The organism is Streptomyces flavalbus (assembly GCF_042674625.1).
Classification (GTDB): Bacteria; Actinomycetota; Actinomycetes; order Streptomycetales; family Streptomycetaceae; genus Streptomyces; species Streptomyces flavalbus.
Genome location: NZ_JBHTEB010000001.1, coordinates 3,168,412 through 3,188,914 on the forward strand (window position 1 = coordinate 3,168,412; position 20,503 = coordinate 3,188,914).

Annotated in this window: 14 protein-coding genes and 1 pseudogene; 9 read left to right on the forward strand and 6 right to left on the reverse strand. The window is 70.9% G+C overall.

Annotation, left to right across the window (positions count from 1 at the left end):
• Window positions 1–55 precede the first annotated feature (55 nt).
• From ACFQZ6_RS14100 to ACFQZ6_RS14110, 3 genes and pseudogenes are all read left to right on the forward strand, one after another.
• Window positions 56–1,339, forward strand: a complete 1,284-nt coding sequence (locus ACFQZ6_RS14100; RefSeq protein ID WP_381608240.1) for a carbohydrate ABC transporter permease — start codon at window positions 56–58, stop codon at window positions 1,337–1,339.
• A complete protein-coding gene (locus tag ACFQZ6_RS14105) occupies window positions 1,336–2,247 on the forward strand; it encodes a carbohydrate ABC transporter permease (RefSeq protein WP_381608243.1) in 912 nt (303 codons plus the stop codon). Before ACFQZ6_RS14100 ends, ACFQZ6_RS14105 begins: the two co-directional genes overlap by 4 nt.
• Before the next feature lie 135 nt (window positions 2,248–2,382).
• A pseudogene (locus tag ACFQZ6_RS14110) lies at window positions 2,383–4,344 on the forward strand (bifunctional glycosyltransferase/CDP-glycerol:glycerophosphate glycerophosphotransferase); the annotation flags it as partial.
• Between the two features lie 100 nt (window positions 4,345–4,444).
• On the opposite strand, the gene ACFQZ6_RS14115 reads toward ACFQZ6_RS14110, so the two are convergent.
• Entirely contained in the window at window positions 4,445–4,858 is a 414-nt protein-coding gene (locus tag ACFQZ6_RS14115) for an organic hydroperoxide resistance protein (protein ID WP_381608247.1), read from the reverse strand.
• A gap of 104 nt (window positions 4,859–4,962) precedes the next feature.
• Between ACFQZ6_RS14115 and ACFQZ6_RS14120 the strand changes: the two genes are divergently transcribed.
• Window positions 4,963–5,436 (forward strand): MarR family winged helix-turn-helix transcriptional regulator, encoded by a 474-nt coding sequence (locus ACFQZ6_RS14120; RefSeq protein WP_381608250.1) that lies wholly within the window; start codon window positions 4,963–4,965, stop codon window positions 5,434–5,436.
• Window positions 5,433–6,437: a UDP-glucose 4-epimerase GalE gene (gene galE / locus ACFQZ6_RS14125; RefSeq protein WP_381608253.1), complete on the forward strand. Its 1,005-nt coding sequence runs from the start codon at window positions 5,433–5,435 to the stop codon at window positions 6,435–6,437. Before ACFQZ6_RS14120 ends, galE begins: the two co-directional genes overlap by 4 nt.
• Here the strand turns inward: galE and ACFQZ6_RS14130 are convergent.
• The gene (locus ACFQZ6_RS14130; RefSeq protein ID WP_381608256.1) at window positions 6,424–7,050 is read right to left on the reverse strand and encodes a TetR/AcrR family transcriptional regulator; all 627 of its coding nucleotides are present in this window, start codon (window positions 7,048–7,050) and stop codon (window positions 6,424–6,426) included. The two genes, galE and ACFQZ6_RS14130, sit on opposite strands and share 14 nt — an antisense overlap.
• 329 nt (window positions 7,051–7,379) lie before the next feature.
• Between ACFQZ6_RS14130 and ACFQZ6_RS14135 the strand changes: the two genes are divergently transcribed.
• Both ACFQZ6_RS14135 and ACFQZ6_RS14140 read left to right on the forward strand, forming a co-directional pair.
• Window positions 7,380–8,321 (forward strand): ABC transporter permease, encoded by a 942-nt coding sequence (locus tag ACFQZ6_RS14135; protein ID WP_381608259.1) that lies wholly within the window; start codon window positions 7,380–7,382, stop codon window positions 8,319–8,321.
• Window positions 8,314–9,159, forward strand: a complete 846-nt coding sequence (locus ACFQZ6_RS14140) for an ABC transporter ATP-binding protein (RefSeq protein WP_381608262.1) — start codon at window positions 8,314–8,316, stop codon at window positions 9,157–9,159. The genes ACFQZ6_RS14135 and ACFQZ6_RS14140 overlap by 8 nt, the downstream gene beginning before the upstream one ends.
• Window positions 9,160–9,238: 79 nt before the next feature.
• On the opposite strand, the gene ACFQZ6_RS14145 is transcribed toward ACFQZ6_RS14140, so the two are convergent.
• Window positions 9,239–14,176 (reverse strand): NAD-glutamate dehydrogenase, encoded by a 4,938-nt coding sequence (locus ACFQZ6_RS14145; RefSeq protein WP_381608265.1) that lies wholly within the window; start codon window positions 14,174–14,176, stop codon window positions 9,239–9,241.
• Window positions 14,177–14,725: 549 nt separating this feature from the next.
• On the opposite strand from ACFQZ6_RS14145, the gene ACFQZ6_RS14150 reads away from it, so the two are divergent.
• Window positions 14,726–15,292, forward strand: coding sequence for a DJ-1/PfpI family protein (locus ACFQZ6_RS14150; protein WP_381608268.1), 567 nt, complete (start codon window positions 14,726–14,728; stop codon window positions 15,290–15,292).
• A gap of 66 nt (window positions 15,293–15,358) precedes the next feature.
• Here ACFQZ6_RS14150 and ACFQZ6_RS14155 read toward each other — a convergent pair whose 3' ends face one another.
• On the reverse strand, window positions 15,359–16,027 hold the full coding sequence (locus tag ACFQZ6_RS14155) for an HAD family hydrolase (protein WP_381608271.1): 669 nt from the start codon (window positions 16,025–16,027) through the stop codon (window positions 15,359–15,361).
• 66 nt (window positions 16,028–16,093) lie between these two features.
• Window positions 16,094–16,609 carry a DUF6912 family protein gene (locus ACFQZ6_RS14160; RefSeq protein ID WP_381608274.1) on the reverse strand — a complete coding sequence of 172 codons (516 nt, stop codon included), beginning with the start codon at window positions 16,607–16,609 and terminating at the stop codon, window positions 16,094–16,096.
• 285 nt (window positions 16,610–16,894) lie between these two features.
• Between ACFQZ6_RS14160 and ACFQZ6_RS14165 the strand changes: the two genes are divergently transcribed.
• On the forward strand, window positions 16,895–17,470 hold the full coding sequence (locus ACFQZ6_RS14165; RefSeq protein WP_381608277.1) for an Rv3235 family protein: 576 nt from the start codon (window positions 16,895–16,897) through the stop codon (window positions 17,468–17,470).
• Between the two features lie 131 nt (window positions 17,471–17,601).
• Here ACFQZ6_RS14165 and secA read toward each other — a convergent pair whose 3' ends face one another.
• Window positions 17,602–20,421, reverse strand: a complete 2,820-nt coding sequence (secA, locus tag ACFQZ6_RS14170; RefSeq protein ID WP_381608280.1) for a preprotein translocase subunit SecA — start codon at window positions 20,419–20,421, stop codon at window positions 17,602–17,604.
• Between the last annotated feature and the right edge of the window lie 82 nt (window positions 20,422–20,503).

Consider the following 20,503-nt stretch of genomic DNA (forward strand, 5'->3'; position numbering starts at 1 on the left):
GGCGGGGGTCCCGGGACCGAAGCAGTCCGGGGCCCCCGCCCGTAAGAACAAGAGCGTGACCGGCACCCGCAGGACCGTCGCGGCGCTGTTCCTGCTGCCCGCGCTGGTGCTGCTCGGCGCGCTCGTGGTCTACCCGATCGGGTACTCGGTCTTCCGCAGCTTCTTCGACCAGTCCGGCGACGGCTTCGCCGGTTTCGACAACTACGAGGCGCTCTTCACGGACGACGGCATCCGTACGGCGCTGAAGAACAACATCATCTGGGTGGTGTTCGCGCCGACGGTCGCCACCGCGCTGGGTCTGATCTTCGCGGTGCTCACCGAACGGGTCCGCTGGGGCACGGCGTTCAAGCTGGTCGTCTTCATGCCGATGGCGATCTCCATGCTGGCGGCGGGCATCATCTTCCGCCTGGTCTACGACCAGGACCCGGACAAGGGCGTCGCCAACGCGGTGTGGGTGGGCGTGCACGACACGTTCGCCGAGGCGTCGGCGTTCCCGAAGGCGCACCCGGGCCGGGAGTCACCGCTGAAGGCGGCGGGCGGCGGCGCCTTCGTCACCAGGGAGCCGGTCCGCGCGGGCCAGCCGGTGACGCTGCCGCTCGTCGGTGTCGCGCCGGACCTGATGCCCGACGGCGCCAAGCCCGCCCAGCGGGCGCAGGCCGACCCGGAGCAGGTCACCGGCACCACCTGGCAGGACTTCACCCGCGGCAAGGGCGTCGGCACCCTCGGCGCCCCCGACCCGGCCGAGTTCGGCTACCCGGGGATGCGGATCGAGGCGGTGAAGGACGGCAAGGTCGTCGCCTCCACGAAGGCCGCCGACGACGGCACGTTCACGCTGCCCGCCGCCGCGGACGGGGCGCTGCTGCGGCTGCCGTCGAGCAACTTCAAGGAGGCGTACAACGGGCTTGACTGGCTCGGCCCGTCGCTGGTGACCCCGGCCATCATCGGGTCGTACATCTGGATGTGGGCGGGCTTCGCGATGGTGCTGATTGCGGCGGGGCTCGCGGGGGTGCCGCGGGAGCTGCTGGAGGCGGCGCGGGTCGACGGCGCCAACGAGTGGCAGGTGTTCAGACGGGTCACGGTGCCGCTGCTGGCACCCGTCCTCGCGGTCGTCACCGTCACCCTGATGATCAACGTCCTGAAGATCTTCGACCTGGTCTACATCATCGCCCCGGGCTCGTCGCAGGACGACGCGAACGTGCTGGCGCTGGAGCTGTACCGCAAGGGCTTCTCCGAGGACCAGCCGGGCGTGGCCAGCGCCATCGCGGTGTTCCTGCTGCTGCTGGTGATCCCGGTGATGTGGTTCAACATCCGCAGGCTCAGGCGGGAGGTCAGGCGATGACGGCGACGGACGTGCCGGGGGTCGACAAGACGGCTCCCGCTGGCGGGCCAGCGCCCGGCGAGTCGTGGGGGTCGCGGCTGGCGCGGGGCGTCAGCGGCGGGCTGACGCAGGTGTTCCTGCTCGTCGTCGGGCTGTTCTGGCTGGTGCCGACGATCGGGCTGCTGCTGTCCTCGCTGCGCACCCCGGAGGACATGAACGCCAGCGGCTGGTGGAAGGTGTTCACCGAGCCCGCCCAGCTCACCGTCGACAGCTACCAGACGCTGCTGGAGAACGACGACATCACCACCTCCCTGGTGAACACCGTCCTGATCACGGTCCCGGCGACCGTCCTGGTGGTGGTGATCGGCTCGCTCGCGGGCTACGCCTTCGCGTGGATGGAGTTCCCCGGCCGGGACTGGTGGTTCCTGGCGGTGGTCGGGCTGCTGGTGGTGCCGGTGCAGGTGGCGCTGATCCCGATCGCGGAACTCTTCGGTGAGATCGGGCTGTTCGGCTCGATCCTGGGCGTGATCCTCTTCCATGTCGGCTTCGGGCTGCCGTTCGCGGTGTTCCTGCTGCGGAACTTCTTCGCGGAGATCCCGCGCGAGCTGCTGGAGGCCGCCCGGCTGGACGGCGCGGGCGAGCTGCGGCTGTTCCTGCGGGTCGTGATGCCGCTGGGCGGACCGGCCGTCGCGAGCCTCGGCATCTTCCAGTTCCTGTGGGTGTGGAACGACATGCTGGTCGCGCTGGTCTTCTCCGACGCGGGCAGCCAGCCCATCACGGTCGCCCTCCAGACACAGGTCCGGCAGTTCGGCAACAACATCGACGTGCTGGCGCCGGGCGCGTTCATCTCGATGGTGATCCCGCTGGCGGTGTTCTTCGCCTTCCAGCGGCAGTTCGTGTCGGGGGTGATGGCGGGGGCGGTGAAGTAGTCCCGACGGTGGATGTGGGGGGGCGGGCCGGAGGGTCCGCCCCCTCGGCGTCCCCCGTTCGGCCTACACGGCGTAACCCGGTTGGCGTACGGGCCGTTCCCGGGTTGAGCGCCCGTGCCGACCCATGGATGTGCCGTGCCCAGGTTCAGTGTCATCGTCCCCGCGTACCGGGTCCAGGCGTACCTCACCGAGTGCCTGGAGTCGGTGCTGGCCCAGTCCTTCCCGGACCTCGAAGTGATCGCCGTCGACGACGGCTCGCCGGACGCCTGCGGTGATCTCGTCGACGAGTGCGCGGCCCGCGACCCGCGCGTCCGCGCCGTCCACCTCCCGGAACCCCTCGGTCCCGGCCCGGCCCGCAACGCCGGGCTGTGCCACGCGAGCGGTGACTACGTCCTCTTCCTGGACGGCGACGACACCCTCGCCCCCGACGCCCTGCGCGCCATCGCCGACCGGCTGGCGGAGGGCGGCGAGCCGGACCTGCTGGTCCACGGCGAGCGTCCCGGCGACCCCTGGGACGACCTCCGCGAGGACGGCCACCGGCACACGGTCTACCGGCGGACGTTCACCGAGCGCGGGCACCTGGGCTTCGCGCCCGGCCGCCACGGGGAGCTGACGTGGACGCTCCCCGCGCTGCTGACCGCCGGGTCGACGGCCACGCTGGACCGCGTCTGCGTGCTCCCACGGGACCAGCGGTACGGCCCCCACCCGACCGCCACCGTCAAGCCACCGCACCCGGACGTCTTCGAGCAGTACGACCGCGTCTTCGCGTACGTCGCCGCGCGTCCCGCCCTTGAGCACGTCAGGCCGCGGCTGTACCGCCGGATGGTCGAGCACCTGGCGCTGCTCGCCGGTACCCCGGGCCGCCTGCCGCGCGGCGCGCGCCCCGACTTCCTGCGCCGGGCCCGCGCCCACTGCCGCCACCACCACGCCAAGGGCGCCCGCGTGCCGTGGCGCGCCCGGTTCCGGCACGCCCTGGTGCGCGCGGGCGCCCACCGCACGTTTCGCGCGCTGCTGCTGGCCGCCGCCCTGCGCCGCCGTACCGGCCGGGGCGCCGCCCGGCTGGCCCGCGCCCTGCGCGCGGCGGGACTGCGGCTGCACTACCGCGTCCAGCGCTGGCTGCCCGTCCGCGCCGACCGCGCGGTGTTCGCCGCGTCCTGGGGCGACGGGGGCTACGGCTGCCAACCGGCCGCGCTGGAGGAGGCGTTCCGCGTCCACGCCCCGCACATCCGCACGGCGTGGGTCGCGCCGCCCGGCCTGCACCACACCGTGCCGGTCGCCACGCGCCGGGTGACGCCCGACAGCGCCGCGTACTGGACGGCGCTGGCCCGCTGCAAGTACCTCGTCGACAACACCGGCTTCGACCGCCGTCTGCGCAAGCGGCCCGGCCAGGTCCTCGTCCAGACGCAGCGCGGCACACCGCTGGCGTACACGGGCCTCGACCTGCGCGACCGACCGGCCGCCGGGCCCGGCACGGACTTCGCCGAGCTGGTCAGGGACACCGCGCGGTGGGACTACGTGCTGTCCGCCAACCGCCACTCCACCCTGACCTGGGAACGCGTCCACCCCGGCGGCTACACCGTCCTGGAGTACGGCTCCCCGCGCGCCGACTGCTTCCACCGGGCGACCCGCGAGGACGTGGCCCGGCTGCGCGAGACGCTCGGCGTGCCCAGGGGCGCCGTGGCCCTGCTGTACGCGCCCGAGCGGCGCGGCCCGCAGCGCGCCCAGCGTCCCGCCCTGGACCTCGACCGCGTGCTGCGCCACCTGGGCCCGAGGTACGTCGTCCTGTCCCTCGGGCCGCACCGCCACGGTGACCGGGTCATCGACGTGAGCGGCCACTTCAGCGTGGCGTCCCTGTGCCTGGCGGCGGACGCCCTGATCACCGACTACTCGCCGGTCATGTTCGACTTCGCGGTCCTCGACCGCCCCATCGTCCTGCACCTGGACACCCCCGAGGCATTCGAGGCGACCCACGGCACGTACGTCGACCTGCGCGCCTGCCCTCCGGGGGCGGTGGCCCGTACCGAGGACGAACTGATCGACATCTTCGCCAGCGACCACTGGCACGGCACCCACGCCACCCACCTACGACTGGCGTTCCGCGCGCGCTTCTGCCCCCACGCGGACGGCGGGGCCGCCGAGCGGGTCGTACGGCACCTGGCCGACGACCCGACCCGCCCGGCCCCCGCACGCGTCCCGCCTACTCGACGACCAGCCGGACCTCGATGTTGCCCCGAGTCGCGTTGGAGTACGGGCACACCTGGTGCGCCTGCTCCACCAGCTTCCGGCCGGTCTCCGCGTCCACCTCAGACGGCAGCTCGACCCGCAGCGTCACGGCCAGCCCGAACCCCTCCCCCTGCTTCCCTATACCGACCTCCGCGGTGACGGCGGCCTCGCTGACGTCCACCTTGGCCTGCCGCCCCACCAGCCCCAGCGCGCTGGCGAAGCAGGCGGAGTACCCCGCGGCGAAGAGCTGCTCGGGGTTGGTGCCCTGGCCGCTGCCGCCCATCTCCACCGGAATGCCGAGCTGGAGGTCCAGCTTGCCGTCGGAGGAGACGGAGCGGCCCTCACGACCGTGGGTGGAGGTGGCGACGGCGGTGTAGAGCGCGTCCATGGAGAGACCTTCCCTTCCAGAGGATCAAGAACCGAACGACCACAAGTAGAGCACACAATTAAATTGCGCACAACTAAATGACGGACGAGAGCTACCCTGGACCCATGAGCACGCCCACGGCGGACTGGCTCCGCCTCGACCACCAGATCTGCTTCTCCCTGAACGCCGCCTCCCGCGCCTTCGGCGGCGTCTACCGCGTCATCCTCAAGGACCTCGGCCTCACCTACCCGCAGTACCTGGTGATGCTCGTGCTGTGGGAGCACGACGACCGCGCCGTACCGGTGAAGGAGCTGGGCGCGCGGCTGCGCCTCGACTCGGGCACGCTGTCCCCGCTGCTCAAGCGGCTGGAGACGGCCGGTCTGGTCCGCCGTGAGCGCAGCGCCCGCGACGAGCGCTCAGTGGAGGTCCAGCTCACCGAGGACGGCGGCGCGCTGCGCGAGAGGGCGCTGGAGGTGCCGCGCCGGATCGCCGCCGCCACCGGCTTCGGCGTGGACGAGATCAACGACCTGCGCGCCCGCCTCGACCAGCTCACCGCCGCCCTCGACGCGGCCACGGAAGCCGAGGCCCACCGCACATGACCTGGCTGATCACCGGCGGCGCCGGGTACATCGGCGCGCACGTCGTCCGCGCGCTGACCGCGGCGGGCGAGCGGGCCGTGGTCTACGACGACCTGTCCACCGGCCTCGCTCAGCGCGTCCCCGCCGACGTGCCCCTCGTCACCGGCTCCACGCTGGACGCGGACCTCCTGGGCCGTACCCTCACCGCCCACGCCGTCACCGGCGTCGTCCACCTGGCGGCGAAGAAGCAGGTCGGCGAGTCAGTGGAGCGACCCTTGCGCTACTACCGCGAGAACGTCGAGGGCCTGCGCGTCCTGCTGGACGCGGTCACCGCGGCCGGGGTCCGCTCGTTCGTGTTCTCCTCCTCCGCGGCCGTGTACGGGACGCCCGACGTGGACCTCGTCACCGAGGAGACCCCCTGCGCGCCGCTGAGCCCGTACGGCGAGACGAAGCTGGCCGGTGAGTGGCTGGTCCGGGCGGCGGGCCGGGCGGCCGGGCTGTCCACGGCCTGCCTGCGCTACTTCAACGTCGCGGGCGCGGCGGCCCCGGAACTGGCCGACGTGGGCGTGTCCAACCTGGTCCCCATGGTCTTCGAGCGGCTCACGCGGGACGCTCCCCCGCGCATCTTCGGCGCCGACTACCCCACCCCCGACGGCACCTGCGTCCGGGACTACATCCACGTCGTGGACCTGGCCGAGGCCCACGTCGCCGCCGCCCGCGCGCTGGCCGCCGCCCCGGGGCGCGACCTCACCCTCAACATCGGGCGGGGCGAGGGCGTCTCCGTCCGGGAGATGATCGACCACGTCGGCGCCGTCACCGGCCACCGCCGTCCCGCCGCCATCACCGCGCGCCGTCCCGGCGATCCCGCGCGGGTGGTCGCCTCGGCCGACCGCGCCGCCGCCGAACTGGGCTGGAAGGCCCGGCACGACGTGCACGACATGATCACGTCGGCGTGGGCGGGCTGGCTGCGGCTGCACCCGGAGGCCGCGGCGGTCCGCGAGCGGGGCGTCACAGCGCCTTGATCGCCTCCGCGGTCACGTGCGCCAGGTTGTGCAGATAGCCCTTGGGCAGCTTGCGGGGGCGGATGACCACGGCACGCCAGTACAGGGGGCCGGAGATCAGGTCCAGCGCGAGTTCGTCGTCCAGGCCGCGGCGCACCTCGCCGCGCCGCTCGGCAGCCGCCACGATCCTGAGGGCGACGCCCTCCTGACCGTCCCGCAGGGCCTTCTGCATGGCCTCGGCGATCTCGGGGCTGCGGGCCGCCTCCGCCTGGAGGTCCGGGATGATCTGCGAGGCCACCGGGTGCCGCAGCGCCCGCGAGGTCACCTCGAACAGCAGCCGCAGGTCGCCCTCCAGCGTGCCGGTGTCCGGCACCGGCAGGCCCTGCACCGCCAGCGCCGAGACCACGTCGAGGACCAGGTGAAGCTTGGACCGCCAGCGCCGGTACACCGCCGTCTTGCCGACGCCCGCGCGGCGGGCGATGCCCTCGATGGACATGCGTGCGTATCCCGCCGCCGCGAGTTCCTCGAACACGGCCGCGCGGATGGCCTCCGTCACATCCTCACGGAGTACGGCCGCCCCCGCGGGGGTCCGGCGGCGGGATCGCGGCTGGGGCCCGTCGGCGTTCGTGGTCATGCGGGACAGCATAGGGCGTAGCGACGAAACGGTTACGTTCCGACGTCAAGGCGTGACGACGGGACGGTCGCGTTGCGACGTGACGGACGCGGCGACGAAACAGTCGCGTTCTGATGTCACGAGCGGGGCGACGAAACGGTCGCGTCCCAACGTCCCGGGAGACGACGAAACGGTTGCGTTCTGACGCTCGTACGGCCTACGCTCGCGTTGCGACGATACGGTCCCGTCCCGACGTAGGGGAACGAGAAGTGAAGACCCGGCAAACGCCAGACACCACGCCCGGCGACCGCCCGTCCGCACCCCCCACCCCCCGACCGAAAGCAGCGGATGTGAGCAAGGTCCTCGACGCGCCGCCCCGACCACCGGCCCCGGTCACCCCCGCCCCCGCCCTCGCCCCCGAAGACGACCTCGCGGCGCTCGCCGCGCGCCACGGCCTCACCGTCAGCGGCGCCCGGCCCTCCCTGCCCGAGTACATCCGCCAACTGTGGGCGCGCCGCCACTTCATCACGGCGTTCTCCACCGCCAAGCTGACCGCGCAGTACAGCAAGGCCAGGCTGGGCCAGGTCTGGCAGGTCCTGACGCCGCTGCTCAACGCCGCCGTGTACTACCTGATCTTCGGCGTGCTGCTGCAGACCAAGCGGGGCGTGCCGGACTACGTGCCGTTCCTGGTCACGGGCGTGTTCATCTGGACGTTCTCGCAGAGTTCGATCCTGGCGGGCACCCGCGCCATCTCCGGCAACCTCGGCCTGGTGCGGGCCCTGCACTTCCCGCGGGCCGCGCTGCCGATCTCGTTCTGCCTCCAGCAGCTCCAGCAGTTGCTGTTCTCGATGGCGGCCCTGGTGGTGATCCTGCTGGTCTTCGGCGTGCCGGTGGCCGCGTCCTGGCTGCTGGCGGTCCCGGCGCTGGTGCTGCAGTTCACCTTCAACGCGGGCGTGTCGATGGTCATGGCCCGGCTGGGCGCGAAGACCCCGGACATCGCCCAGCTCATGCCGTTCGTGCTGCGCACCTGGATGTACGTCTCGGGGGTGATGTGGAGCATCGACCACCTGCTCAGCAGCCATGACGACCTGCCGTCCTGGGTGGGCCCGCTCCTCCAGGCCAACCCGGCCGCGATCTACATCGACCTGATGCGCTTCGCGCTGATCGACAGCTTCACCGCCGCCCAGCTCCCGTCCCACGTCTGGCTGCTGGCGACGGGCTGGGCCGTGCTCGCGGGCGTCGGCGGCTTCATCTACTTCTGGAAGGCTGAGGAGACGTACGGCCGTGGCTGAGCACACCGAGGACAAGATCCCCACCGTCATCGCCGACGCCGTCGACATCGTCTACCGCGTCAACGGCACCGGCGGCGGCCGGGGCACCGCGACCGCCGCCCTCAACCGCATCCTGCGCCGCAAGCAGACCGAGCGGGCGTCGGGTGTGCGCACGGTGCACGCGGTCAAGAAGGTGTCGTTCGTCGCCTACAAGGGCGAGGCGATCGGCCTGATCGGCACCAACGGCTCCGGCAAGTCCACCCTGCTCAAGGCGATCGCGGGCCTCCTCCCGGTGGAGAGCGGCCGGATCTACACCGGCGGCCAGCCCTCCCTCCTCGGCGTCAACGCCGCCCTGATGAACGACCTCACCGGCGAGCGCAACGTCCACCTCGGCGGCCTCGCGATGGGCATGTCGCGCGAGCAGGTCAGGGAGCGCTACCAGCAGATCGTCGACTTCTCCGGCATCAACGAGAAGGGCGACTTCATCACCCTGCCGATGCGCACCTACTCCTCCGGCATGGCGGCCCGGCTGCGGTTCTCCATCGCCGCCGCCAAGGACCACGACGTCCTCCTCATCGACGAGGCGCTCGCCACCGGCGACGGCCGCTTCCGCAAGCGCTCCGAGGCCCGCATCCGCGAACTGCGCAAGGAGGCCGGGACGGTCTTCCTGGTCAGCCACACCAACAAGTCCATCCGCGACACCTGTGACCGGGTGCTGTGGCTGGAGCGCGGCGAACTGCGCATGGACGGCCCCACCGACGAGGTCCTCAAGGAGTACGAGGCGTTCACCGGCGACAAGCCCAGCAGGCCCGCCAAGCCGAAGCCGCAGCGGCAGAGCAAGGAGATGGCGGCCCCCTGACCGGCCCGCCACGACCACGACAGGGCGCCCGAGCCGGACAGCGGCTCGGGCGCCCTGGTCGTCGTAGCCCTCCCGACGACTACGAGTGCGTGCGCAGCAGCGTGCGCATCGTGCGCATCGCCACCGACAGGTTCGCCAGGTCGAACGCGTCCGAGCCCTGGATCTCCTCCAGCGTGGTGCGCGCCCGGGTCAGGATGGGCGCGTTCTTCTGCTCCCACACCTTGAACCGCTGCTCCGGCGTCGAGGTGCCGTTGCCCGCCGCCAGCACGTCCGCGGTGAGGGCGGCGTGGGCGGCGTACAGGTCCTCGCGGATGGCGGCGCGGGCCATGGACTGCCAGCGGTCGGCGCGGGGCAGCTCGATGATGCGGTCCATGAGCTGGGTGATGCCGAGCCGGTTCGCGAGGTCGTAGTAGACCTCGGCGACGTCCATCGGGTCCTTGCCCATGCGGTCGGCCACCGAGACGATGTCGAGCGCCGGGAAGGCGGAGGAGAACCCGGCGACGCGGGTGGCGAGTTCGTCGGGGACACCGGCGCCGGTCAGCTCGTCGTAGATCTTCTGCCACCACTCCAGGTCGGCGCCGCGCATCAGCTTGGGCAGCGCGGACCAGACCTGGGCGACCCGCTCCGCGAAGAAGTCCACCGTCTCGGCGAGCTGGATCGGCTGCGGCCGGTTGTTGAGCAGCCAGCGCGTGCCGCGCTCCACCAGTCGGCGCGAGTGCAGCCGGATGCGGGTCTGCACGGCGGCGTCGACCTTGGTGTCCAGGGCCTCCACGCCGTCCCACACCGCCGCGGCGCGGAAGATCACCCGGGCCGCGGTCTGCGCCCGCACGATCTCCTCCAGCGAGGCGCCGGTCTCCTCGCGCAGCCGGTGCAGATACGTCGTACCACCGGTGTTGACCGTGTCGTTGACCAGCACGGTTGTGGTGATCTCGCGGCGCAGCGGGTGGCTGTCGATGCGGTCGCCGAACCGTTCGCGCAGCGCGCTCGGGAAGTAGGTGTGCAGCAGCCCGCGCAGGTAGGGGTCGTCGGGGAGTGAGGTGTGCAGCAGCTCCTCCGCGACCGTGATCTTCGTGTACGCCAGCAGGACGGCCGTCTCCGGGCCGGTCAGGCCCTGTCCGGTGCCGAGGCGTTCGCGGATCTGGCGGTCGGTCGGCAGGAACTCAAGCGCCCGGTCGAGGTGGCCCTCGCGCACCAGGTGGCGCAGGAAGCGCTGCTGGGCGTGGAGCATGTCCTTGGACTGGGCGAGGGCGTTGGCGATGGCGGTGTTCTGCGCGTAGTTGTTGCGCAGGACGAGCCGTCCGACCTCGTCGGTCATCTCCGCGAGCAGCTTGTTGCGCTGCTTGACGGTCATGTCGCCGTCGGTGACCAGGCCGTTGAGCAGGATCTTGATGTTCACCTCGTGGTCGGAGGTGTCCACGCCCGCGCTGTTGTCGATGGCGTCGGTGTTGACCTTGCCGCCCGCCTGCGCGAACTCGATCCGGCCGAGCTGGGTCAGCCCGAGGTTGCCGCCCTCCCCGACGACCTTGACGCGCAGGTCGCAGCCGTCGACGCGGATGGCGTCGTTGGCCTTGTCCCCGACGTCGGCGTGGGACTCGCTGGACGCCTTGACGTACGTACCGATGCCGCCGTTCCACAGCAGGTCCACCGGCGCCGTGAGGATCGCCCGCATCAGGTCGGCCGGGGTCAGCTTGGTGACGCCGTGCTCGATGCCGAGGGCTTCGCGGATGTGCGCGTTGACCGGGATGGCCTTGGCGGAGCGTGGGAAGACGCCGCCGCCCGCGGAGATCAGGCTGGTGTCGTAGTCGGCCCAGGAGCTGCGCGGCAGGTCGAACAGGCGGCGCCGCTCGGCGTAGGAGGTGGCCGCGTCCGGGTTGGGGTCGATGAAGATGTGCCGGTGGTCGAAGGCGGCGACCAGCCGGATGTGCTCGCTGAGCAGCATCCCGTTGCCGAACACGTCACCGGACATGTCACCGATGCCGACGACCGTGAAGTCCTCGCTCTGCGTGTCCAGGTCCAGCTCGCGGAAGTGCCGCTTGACGGACTCCCAGGCGCCGCGCGCGGTGATGCCCATGCCCTTGTGGTCGTAGCCCGCCGAGCCACCGGAGGCGAAGGCGTCCCCGAGCCAGAAGTTGTACGCCTGCGCGACCTCGTTGGCGATGTCCGAGAACGTCGCCGTGCCCTTGTCGGCGGCGACGACGAGGTAGGTGTCGTCCTCGTCGTGCCGGACGACGTCCGCGGGCGGCACGACCTGGCCCGCGACCATGTTGTCGGTGATGTCGAGCAGCGCAGAGATGAACGTCTTGTACGCCGCCACGCCCTCCGCGAGCCAGGCGTCCCGGTCGACGGCCGGGTCCGGCAGGTGCTTGGCGACGAAGCCGCCCTTGGCGCCGACCGGCACGATGACGGTGTTCTTCACCATCTGCGCCTTGACCAGGCCGAGGATCTCGGTACGGAAGTCCTCCCGGCGGTCCGACCAGCGCAGCCCACCGCGCGCGACCTTGCCGAAGCGCAGGTGCACGCCCTCGACGCGCGGCGAGTACACCCAGATCTCGAACGCCGGTCGCGGCGCGGGCAGGTCGGGGATGGCCTGCGGGTCGAACTTCATGGAGACGTAGTCGTGCGGCCTGCCGCCGCTGGCCTCCTGGAAGAAGTTGGTGCGCAGGGTCGCCTTGATGACGGTGAGGAACGAGCGCAGGATGCGGTCCTCGTCGAGGGAGGCGACCTGGTCAAGGGCGGCGTCGAGTTCCTCAAGCAGCGCGTCGACGATCTCGTGCCCGGCGCGCTGCCGGTCCGGCGACATCCGCGCCTCGAACAGGGAGACGAGCAGCCGGGTGGTGTGGACGTTGTTGCGGAGGGTGTCCTCCATGTAGTCCTGGCTGAACGTCGAGTTGGCCTGCCGCAGGTACTTCGCGTACGCCCGCAGCACCATCGCCTGCCGCCAGGTCAGCCCGGCGCTCAGGACGAGGGCGTTGAAGCCGTCGTTCTCCGCCTTGCCGGTCCAGGTGGCGGCGAAGGCGTCCTGGAACCGCTCGCGGGCGTCGTCCGCGAGGTAGTCGGTGACGGCGCCGCTCTTCGTCTTCGGCAGGCGCAGCCCGAAGTCGTAGATCCAGGCGTTGCTGCGGTCGGCGCAGCGCAGTTCGTACGGCCGCTCGTCGACGACCTCGACGCCGAGCCGGTTGAGGACGGGCAGGACCGCGGAGAGGGAGATGGCCTCGCCCTTGCGGTAGATCTTGAAGCGGCGCTCCTCGGGGGCGGCGCCCACGGGCTCGTACAGGCTGAGCGCGAAGTCCTTGCCGTCCCCGAGCTGTTCGAGCTGGCCGAGGTCGGCCACGGCGGAGCGCGGGCTGTGGTCGGCCTTGTAGCCCTCCGCGAACGCGCCCGCGTACCGGCGCAGCAGCTCCGCCGCGCGCTCCTCGCCGAACTCGGCGTTCAGCGCCTCCGCGAACCCGTCCGCCCAGGAGCGGGCGGCCTCGACGAGGCGGGCCTCGATGCGCTCCTTGTCGGCGTCGGACAGCTCGGGCAGCTCGGTGCCCTGCGGCACCCGCACCACGAAGTGCAGCCGGGAGAGAATCGATTCGGTGTTCCAGGCGGTGAAGTCGACGCTGGTGCCGTCGAGCTCCTCCTTCAGGATGTCGATGATCCGCAGGCGCACGCCGGTGGTGTAGCGGTCGCGCGGGAGGTAGACGAGGGCGGAGTAGTAGCGCCCGTACTCGTCCTGCCGCAGGTACAGCCGCAGCCTGCGCCGCTCCTGGAGGTACAGCACGGACGTGACGATCGACTGCAGCTCGTCGACGGGCGTCTGGAACAGCTCGTCGCGCGGGTAGGTCTCCAGGATCTGCAGCAGGTCGCGCCCGTCGTGACTGTGCGGCGAGAACCCGGCGCGGCTGAGCACCTGCTCCACCTTCCGCCGGATCACGGGCACCCGGCGCACCGACTCGGTGTACGCGGCGGACGAGAACAGCCCGAGGAAGCGCCGCTCGCCGACGACGTTGCCCTGCTCGTCGAACTTCTTCACACCGACGTAGTCCAGGTACGACGGCCGGTGCACGGTGGCGCGGCTGTTGGCCTTGGTCAGCACCAGCAGCTTGTGCTCGCGCGCCTTGGCGCGGGCGTCGGCGGGCAGCCGTTCGAAGGAGTGGCTGACGGGGTGGCTGTCGTCACCGGCGTGGTGCGGGTCGGAGCGCAGGATGCCGAGCCCGGTCCCGGCGACGGCGGCCAGCGAGTCGTCCTCGCGGAGCTGGTACTCGCGGTAGCCGAGGAACGTGAAGTGGTCGTCGGCGAGCCAGCGCAGCAGCTCCCGGGCCTCCGCCACCTCGGGCTCCCCGAGGTCGGCGGGCGCGGGCTCCTGCGGCAGCCCGTCCGCGAGGCGCACGGCGGCGTCCCGCATCTTGCCCCAGTCCTCGACGGCCTCCCGCACGTCCGACAGGACGCGCAGCAGGTCGGCGGTGATCTGCTTCAGGTCGGCGCGGTCGGTCTCGCGGTCGATCTCGACGTGGATCCACGACTCGATGTGCGCGTCGTGCGGCAGCTCGGTCTCGTGGGGTGCGGTGGTGAGGAGTTCGATCAGCCGCCCGGTGACATCGCGCCGGACGACGACCTGCGGGTGGATGACGACGTGGATGCCGCGGCCCTGCCGGGTCAGCTCGTTGGTGACCGAGTCGACGAGGAAGGGCATGTCGTCCGTGACCACCTCGACGACGGAGTGGCTGCACGTCCAGCCGTTCTCCTCCACGGTCGGGGTGTGCACGCGCACGCTGGCCGTGCCCTGGGGGCGGTTCTCGGCCAGTCGGTAGTGGGAGTAGGCGGCACCGAAGACGTCGACCGGGTCGCGGTCGGTGAGGTCCTCGGGTGCGGTGTGCAGGTAGTAGCGCTGGAGGAACGCGAGTACGGCATCCGGGTCCGGATCGCCGCCCTCCGTCGTCCCAGTCGGTAGGTACCCCCCGACCGGGCTGTTCTCAGCTACCCGGGCGGCCCGATCGAGCAGCTCGGCCTTGGCTTCGTCCAGCTTGGTCTGCATTGTCCTCTGGCTCCTGTCGCGCGCCGTTGCGTGACGTAGAAGGAAGTACGGTCTCTGCCCTTCCGACGACGCGACGCCGTGACGCGGGGTCTCCGGTCCGTACCGACGCTATGCCGCAAGGGGAGAAGAGCGGGGGAAAATCGGCCATCCTCGGCCACCGCGCCACCGGCGACGTCCTCGTACACGGCTTCGTATACGACGTCACCCGCGCCCCAGCCCGCCCGCGAAGACCAGCGACCGCCGCCCGGTCACGGACACCATCCGTGCACTCCGGGCGCGGGGCAGAGGCGTCATCGCCCCCGCGAACTATCGCGCTGATCACGCCACCAAGGCTATCGCTCCCTACCTCCCCCTCGTCATGAGCCGTATGTGTACAAAACCAGCCCCGGAACTTTGACGTTCTGCACAGAGCGAAACCAGCCATTGAGTGCCTTCGGGCGAGCGCGACCCACCCCGGCGCGTCCCCTTGGCAACCCCCCGCCCCCGAGGCACGTTGCCAGAAGCACCACCCCGGACCGAGGCACCCACGCACCGGCACCCGGAGGCGCCATGACCGCCAAGATCCTCATCCTCACCGGCGACGCAGCGGAATCCCTGGAGGTCCTCTACCCCTACCAACGCCTACGAGAAGAGGGCTACGAGGTCCACATCGCCGCCCCCACCCGCAAGAAGCTCCAGTTCGTCGTCCACGACTTCGAACCCGGCTTCGACACCTACACCGAGAAGCCCGGCTACACCTGGCCCGCCGACCTGTCCTTCGCCGAGGTCGACCCCGGCGAGTACGCCGCCGTGGTGATCCCCGGCGGCCGAGCCCCCGAGTACCTCCGCAACGACCCCGAACTCCGCAAGATCCTCAAGTCGTTCTTCGACGCGGACAAGCCCGTCGCCCAGATCTGCCACGGCCCCCTCCTCACCGCCGCGATCGACACCCTCCGAGGCCGCCGCGTCACCGCGTACCCGGCCCTGGAACTCGACATGCAGTCCGCGGGCGCCACCTTCCAGGACTCCGAGACGGTCGTGGACGGCACCTTGGTCTCGGCCCGCGCCTGGCCGGACCACCCGACCTGGATGCGGGAGTTCCTCACGATCCTCAGGGCGAAGGCACCGGTGACCTGAGAGCCTCTCGGCGCCCCACGACCCTCCGAGTCAGGGGCGCCACGTGGCACCCCCGCCCGGACACCCTCACGCCGCCAACCGCGCCGCCTCCACCACGGCCTCCTCCAACGTGTCCACCACCGGCACCCCCACCGCCTCCAGACTGGCCCGACTGTGCGACCCCCCGGTGTACAGCACCGCCCGCGCCCCCACGTGCGACGCCGCCACCGCGTCGTCCGCGGCGTCCCCGATCACCACGGTCCGCCCCGGCGACACCACCCCGGCCAGCGCCTCAAGGTGCCGCACCATGTGCTCGGCCTTGCTCCCCCCGGACGGCCCCGTCCGCCCGTCCACCCGTATGAAGTGGGTCTCGATCCCGAACCCCCGCACCAGCGGCACCAGTTCCTCATGCCCGTACATGCTCAGCAGCGACTGGCTGCGCCCCGCCGACCGCCACTCCGCCAGCAGCTCCACCACACCCTCGGTGAGCCCGCACCGCGCCCGCTCCGCGGCGTAGTAGCGGTGGAAGGTCGCGTCCATGACCTCCCACTCGGCATCGGTCGGCAGCCGCCCCATCAGCCGCTCGTAGAACTTCGGCACCGGCACGCAGTACAGCGCCCGGTACTGCTCCATGGTGATCGGTGCCAGCCCCAGCTCGGCGAAGGCCGCGTTCGTCGCCCCGATGATCGCGTCATTGTCGTGGAACAGCGTGCCGTTCCAGTCCCACACAATGTGCGCGGCGTTCTGCATCCCCATGACGGAGAAAGTACCCGCCACCACTGACAATCAAGAACCGCCCACCGGAACGGGCAGCTCAGCGGCTCACTCCCCGGGCCCGACCAGGTTCGCGATCTCCTGCGTGGCGTACCAGAGCAGCTCGTGGTCCTCGGCCCCGTCCACGGTGAACTGGGCGTCGTCGTCCCCGCGGTCCGCGGCCTCCAGGGCGTCCGCCGCCGCGGCCACGTCCGCCTCCGCGTCGTCCGCGTCGACGTGCACCGCCGCCGCCTTGGCCAGCGGCACGGCGCCCGCGACCCGCACCTCGCCGAGCGCCTCCGGATCGAGCCCCCGGCCGGGATCGGCCGCCGCGGCCCCGTCCGCCACGTCCACGGCGACGACGACCCGCCGCCGCGGCGCCCCCGGGTCCGCCGCGAGCAGCCGCAGCGAGGCCAGCGCGGCCCGGCTCAGTGCCGCGTACTCCAGCTCCTCGATGTCGTCCGAGAGGTACCACTCACGCAACGCGGGCGTAACGGCGTAGGCGGTGAACGGCCCGGCCCCCAGCTCACCCGTCTTGGACGCCTCGGCGAGCCCGGGGAGGGTCAGGGGGACGTAGACGCGCATGTCTGGCCGCTTTCGTGGTCGGGGCGAAGAGCCTTCAGGATACGTGCGGATGTCCCCTTTCGGGTTCCCGTCCCCGGCCTCGGAGGCGTCCATTCCGGCCACGGGAATTCACCCCCGGCACCCCCACCACCTCGTACTTCCGCCACGCGACCACCCAGACGGATGAAACCGAGCACCGCCCGTACCCCCGCACCGCTTCCTTGCCGCCACCCCCCTTCTCCCCGTACAAGATCACCCACAGCAAGTTACCGCCCGGTATCCACCGGGCCGTCGAAACGGGGACCCATGTACAAACTCACCACGAGGACCACCGCACCCACCACGAGGACCACCGCACCGACGACGAGGACCACCACACCCACCACCACGACCAGCCGCCCACCCAGCCGCCGGGACTCCCGCCGCCCCACCGGCCCCTCCCGCACCGGCCCCACCGACGGCCGCCCACCCACGACCCCGCGCCACCCCACGTCCCGCACCACCGCCCCGCGCCCCAGCACCCCACGTCCCCGCCCCACCGACGTCTTCGCGGACCGTCTCCTCGCCGTCCTCAGCGGCAGGCGCCCCGTCCACTGGATGCTCGGCCAGACCGCGGGCCGCGCCTACGACGAACTGACCCACCTCGCGGAGCACGGCCCCCTGCGCCCCCTCACGGGCGCCCGCACCGCCCACCCGGTCATCCGGGACATCGGCTACTTCGAACCCCGCCCCGGCGCCCTGGAAGCCTTCGCCCGCGTCCTCACCGGCGACCGCCTGCGCGCCATGGCCTTCCGGCTGGAACTGGGCGACGACCTGCGCTGGCGCTGCACCGCCGTGGAACTCGACGGCCCCCGCCCACCCCACCGCGGCCACGACGGCTGACCCCCAGACCCCTTGCGCCCAAAAAGCCGGTGGGGCCGGGCACCCTCAGGATGCCCGGCCCCACCGGCCAGCTTCAGCGCTCCCGCGCTCAGCGCCCCGCGCGGAGCGCACCGCGCCGTCGCGCGTCACGTTCACTTCTTACGACGCCGCCCACCACGGGACTGCTTGCGCCGCTCGGCCCGCGTCAGACCGTCGGCGGACGAACGGACCGGCTCCGGCTCCTCGTCACTGGGCAGGTCACCCTCGACGACCCCGCCCTCACCGTCCACGGTCGGCGCGGAGAAGTGCAGCCGCTCCCGCCGCTGCGGGGCCTCCAGGCCCTTGGCGCGGATCTCCGGACGCCCACCCGACTGCGCGGGCACCGCGTCCTGCTTCTCCAGCGACGGCGCGGCATCCTCGACCGGGACCTCCTCGACCTGCTGCTCGACCTGGACCTCCAGGTTGAACAGATAGCCGACGGACTCCTCCTTGATGCCCTCCATCATCGCGGTGAACATGTCGAAGCCCTCGCGCTGGTACTCGACCAGCGGGTCCTTCTGCGCCATCGCGCGCAGGCCGATGCCCTCCTGGAGGTAGTCCATCTCGTAGAGGTGCTCACGCCACTTGCGGTCCAGCACCGACAGCACGACCCGGCGCTCCAGCTCACGCATGATCTCGGAGCCGAGCTGCGCCTCACGCGCCTCGTACTGCTCGTGGATGTCGTCCTTGATGGACTCGGCGATGTACTCGGCGGTGAGACCGGCGCGGTCCCCGGCCGCCTCCTCCAGCTCCTCGATGGTGATCTTCACCGGGTAGAGCTGCTTGAACGCGCCCCACAGCCGGTCCAGGTCCCACTCCTCCGCGAACCCCTCGGCGGTCTCCGCGGCGACATAGGCGTCGATCGTGTCGTCCATGAAGTGCTGCACCTGCTCGTGCAGGTCCTCACCCTCCAGGACCCGGCGCCGCTCGCCGTAGATGACCTCACGCTGGCGGTTGAGGACCTCGTCGTACTTCAGGACGTTCTTACGGGTCTCGAAGTTCTGCTGCTCGACCTGCGACTGCGCGGACGCGATCGCGCGGGTGACCATCTTGTTCTCGATCGGCACGTCGTCGGGGACGTTCGCCATCGACATCACGCGCTCGACCATCTGCGCCTTGAACAGCCGCATCAGGTCATCGCCCAGGGACAGGTAGAACCGGGACTCACCCGGGTCGCCCTGACGGCCGGAACGACCGCGGAGCTGGTTGTCGATACGACGCGACTCGTGCCGCTCGGTGCCGAGGACGTAGAGGCCGCCGAGTTCCTCGACCTCCTCCTTCTCGGCCTTGACCGCCTGCTCGGCGCGCTCCAGGGCGGCGGGCAGCGCCGCGGCCCACTCCTCGATGTGCTCCTCCGGGTCGAGGCCGCGCTGCCGCAGCTCCGCCTCGGCGAGGTCCTCCGGGTTGCCGCCCAGCTTGATGTCCGTACCACGACCGGCCATGTTCGTGGCGACCGTGACGGCGCCCTTGCGCCCGGCCTGGGCGACGATCGTCGCCTCCCGGTCGTGCTGCTTGGCGTTGAGCACCTCGTGCTGGACACCGCGCTTGCTGAGCTGCTGCGAGAGGTACTCCGACTTCTCCACCGAGGTGGTGCCGACGAGGATCGGCTGGCCCTTCTCGTGCTTCTCGGCGATGTCGTCGACGACCGCGTCGAACTTGGCGACCTCGGTGCGGTAGATCAGGTCCGACTGGTCCTTGCGGATCATCGGCCGGTTGGTCGGGATGGGCACCACGCCGAGCTTGTAGATCTGCTGGAACTCGGCGGCCTCGGTCATCGCCGTACCGGTCATGCCGGACAGCTTCTTGTAGAGGCGGAAGAAGTTCTGGAGGGTGATCGTGGCGAGCGTCTGGTTCTCGTCCTTGATCGGCACCGCTTCCTTCGCCTCGATCGCCTGGTGCATCCCCTCGTTGTAGCGGCGGCCCGCGAGGATACGACCGGTGTGCTCGTCGACGATCATGACCTCGTCGTCGATGACGACGTAGTCCTTGTCCTTCTTGAACAGTTCCTTCGCCTTGATGGCGTTGTTCAGGTAACCCACGAGCGGCGTGTTCACCGACTCGTAGAGGTTGTCGATACCCAGCCAGTCCTCGACCTTGCTGACACCGGACTCGTGGATGGCGACCGTGCGCTTCTTCTCGTCGACGTCGTAGTCGCCGGTCTCCTCGATGCCCTTCAGCGGCTGCCCGGCCTCACCGCGCTTGAGGCGCTTGACCAGCTTCGCGAAGTCGCCGTACCACTTCGTGGCCTGGTCGGCGGGGCCCGAGATGATCAGCGGCGTACGGGCCTCGTCGATGAGGATGGAGTCGACCTCGTCGACGATGGCGAAGTTGTGGCCGCGCTGGACGAGTTCGTCCTTCGACCAGGCCATGTTGTCGCGCAGGTAGTCGAAGCCGAACTCGTTGTTCGTGCCGTAGGTGATGTCACACGCGTACTGCTCACGGCGCTGCGCGGGCGTCATGTTGGCGAGGATGCAGCCGACCTCGAGGCCCAGGAACTTGTGGACCCGGCCCATCATCTCGGAGTCACGCTCGGCCAGGTAGTCGTTGACCGTGATGATGTGGACGCCGTCACCGGACAGGGCGTTCAGATACGCGGGCAGGGTGCCGACCAGGGTCTTGCCCTCACCGGTCTTCATCTCCGCCACATAACCCAGGTGCAGGGCCGCGCCACCCATGAGCTGCACGTCGTAGTGCCGCTGGCCCAGGACGCGCTTCGCCGCCTCACGCACGGTGGCGAACGCCTCGGGCAGCAGGTCGTCGAGGCTCTCACCGTCGGCGTAGCGCTGCTTGTACTCGTCAGTGAGGGCCCGCAGCTCAGCGTCGGAGAGGTCGACGAAGTCCTCTTCGATGGAGTTGACCTGGTCCGCGATGCGGTGCAGCTTGCGCAGGATCTTGCCTTCGCCTGCACGCATGATCTTCGAGAGGACGGACACGGGGGTTGGTCTCCTTGCCGGTCGGGCCTGGCACGGTCGGTTTCCGTTTTGACTTACTGAGCAACGGCCATCGTATGCGAGG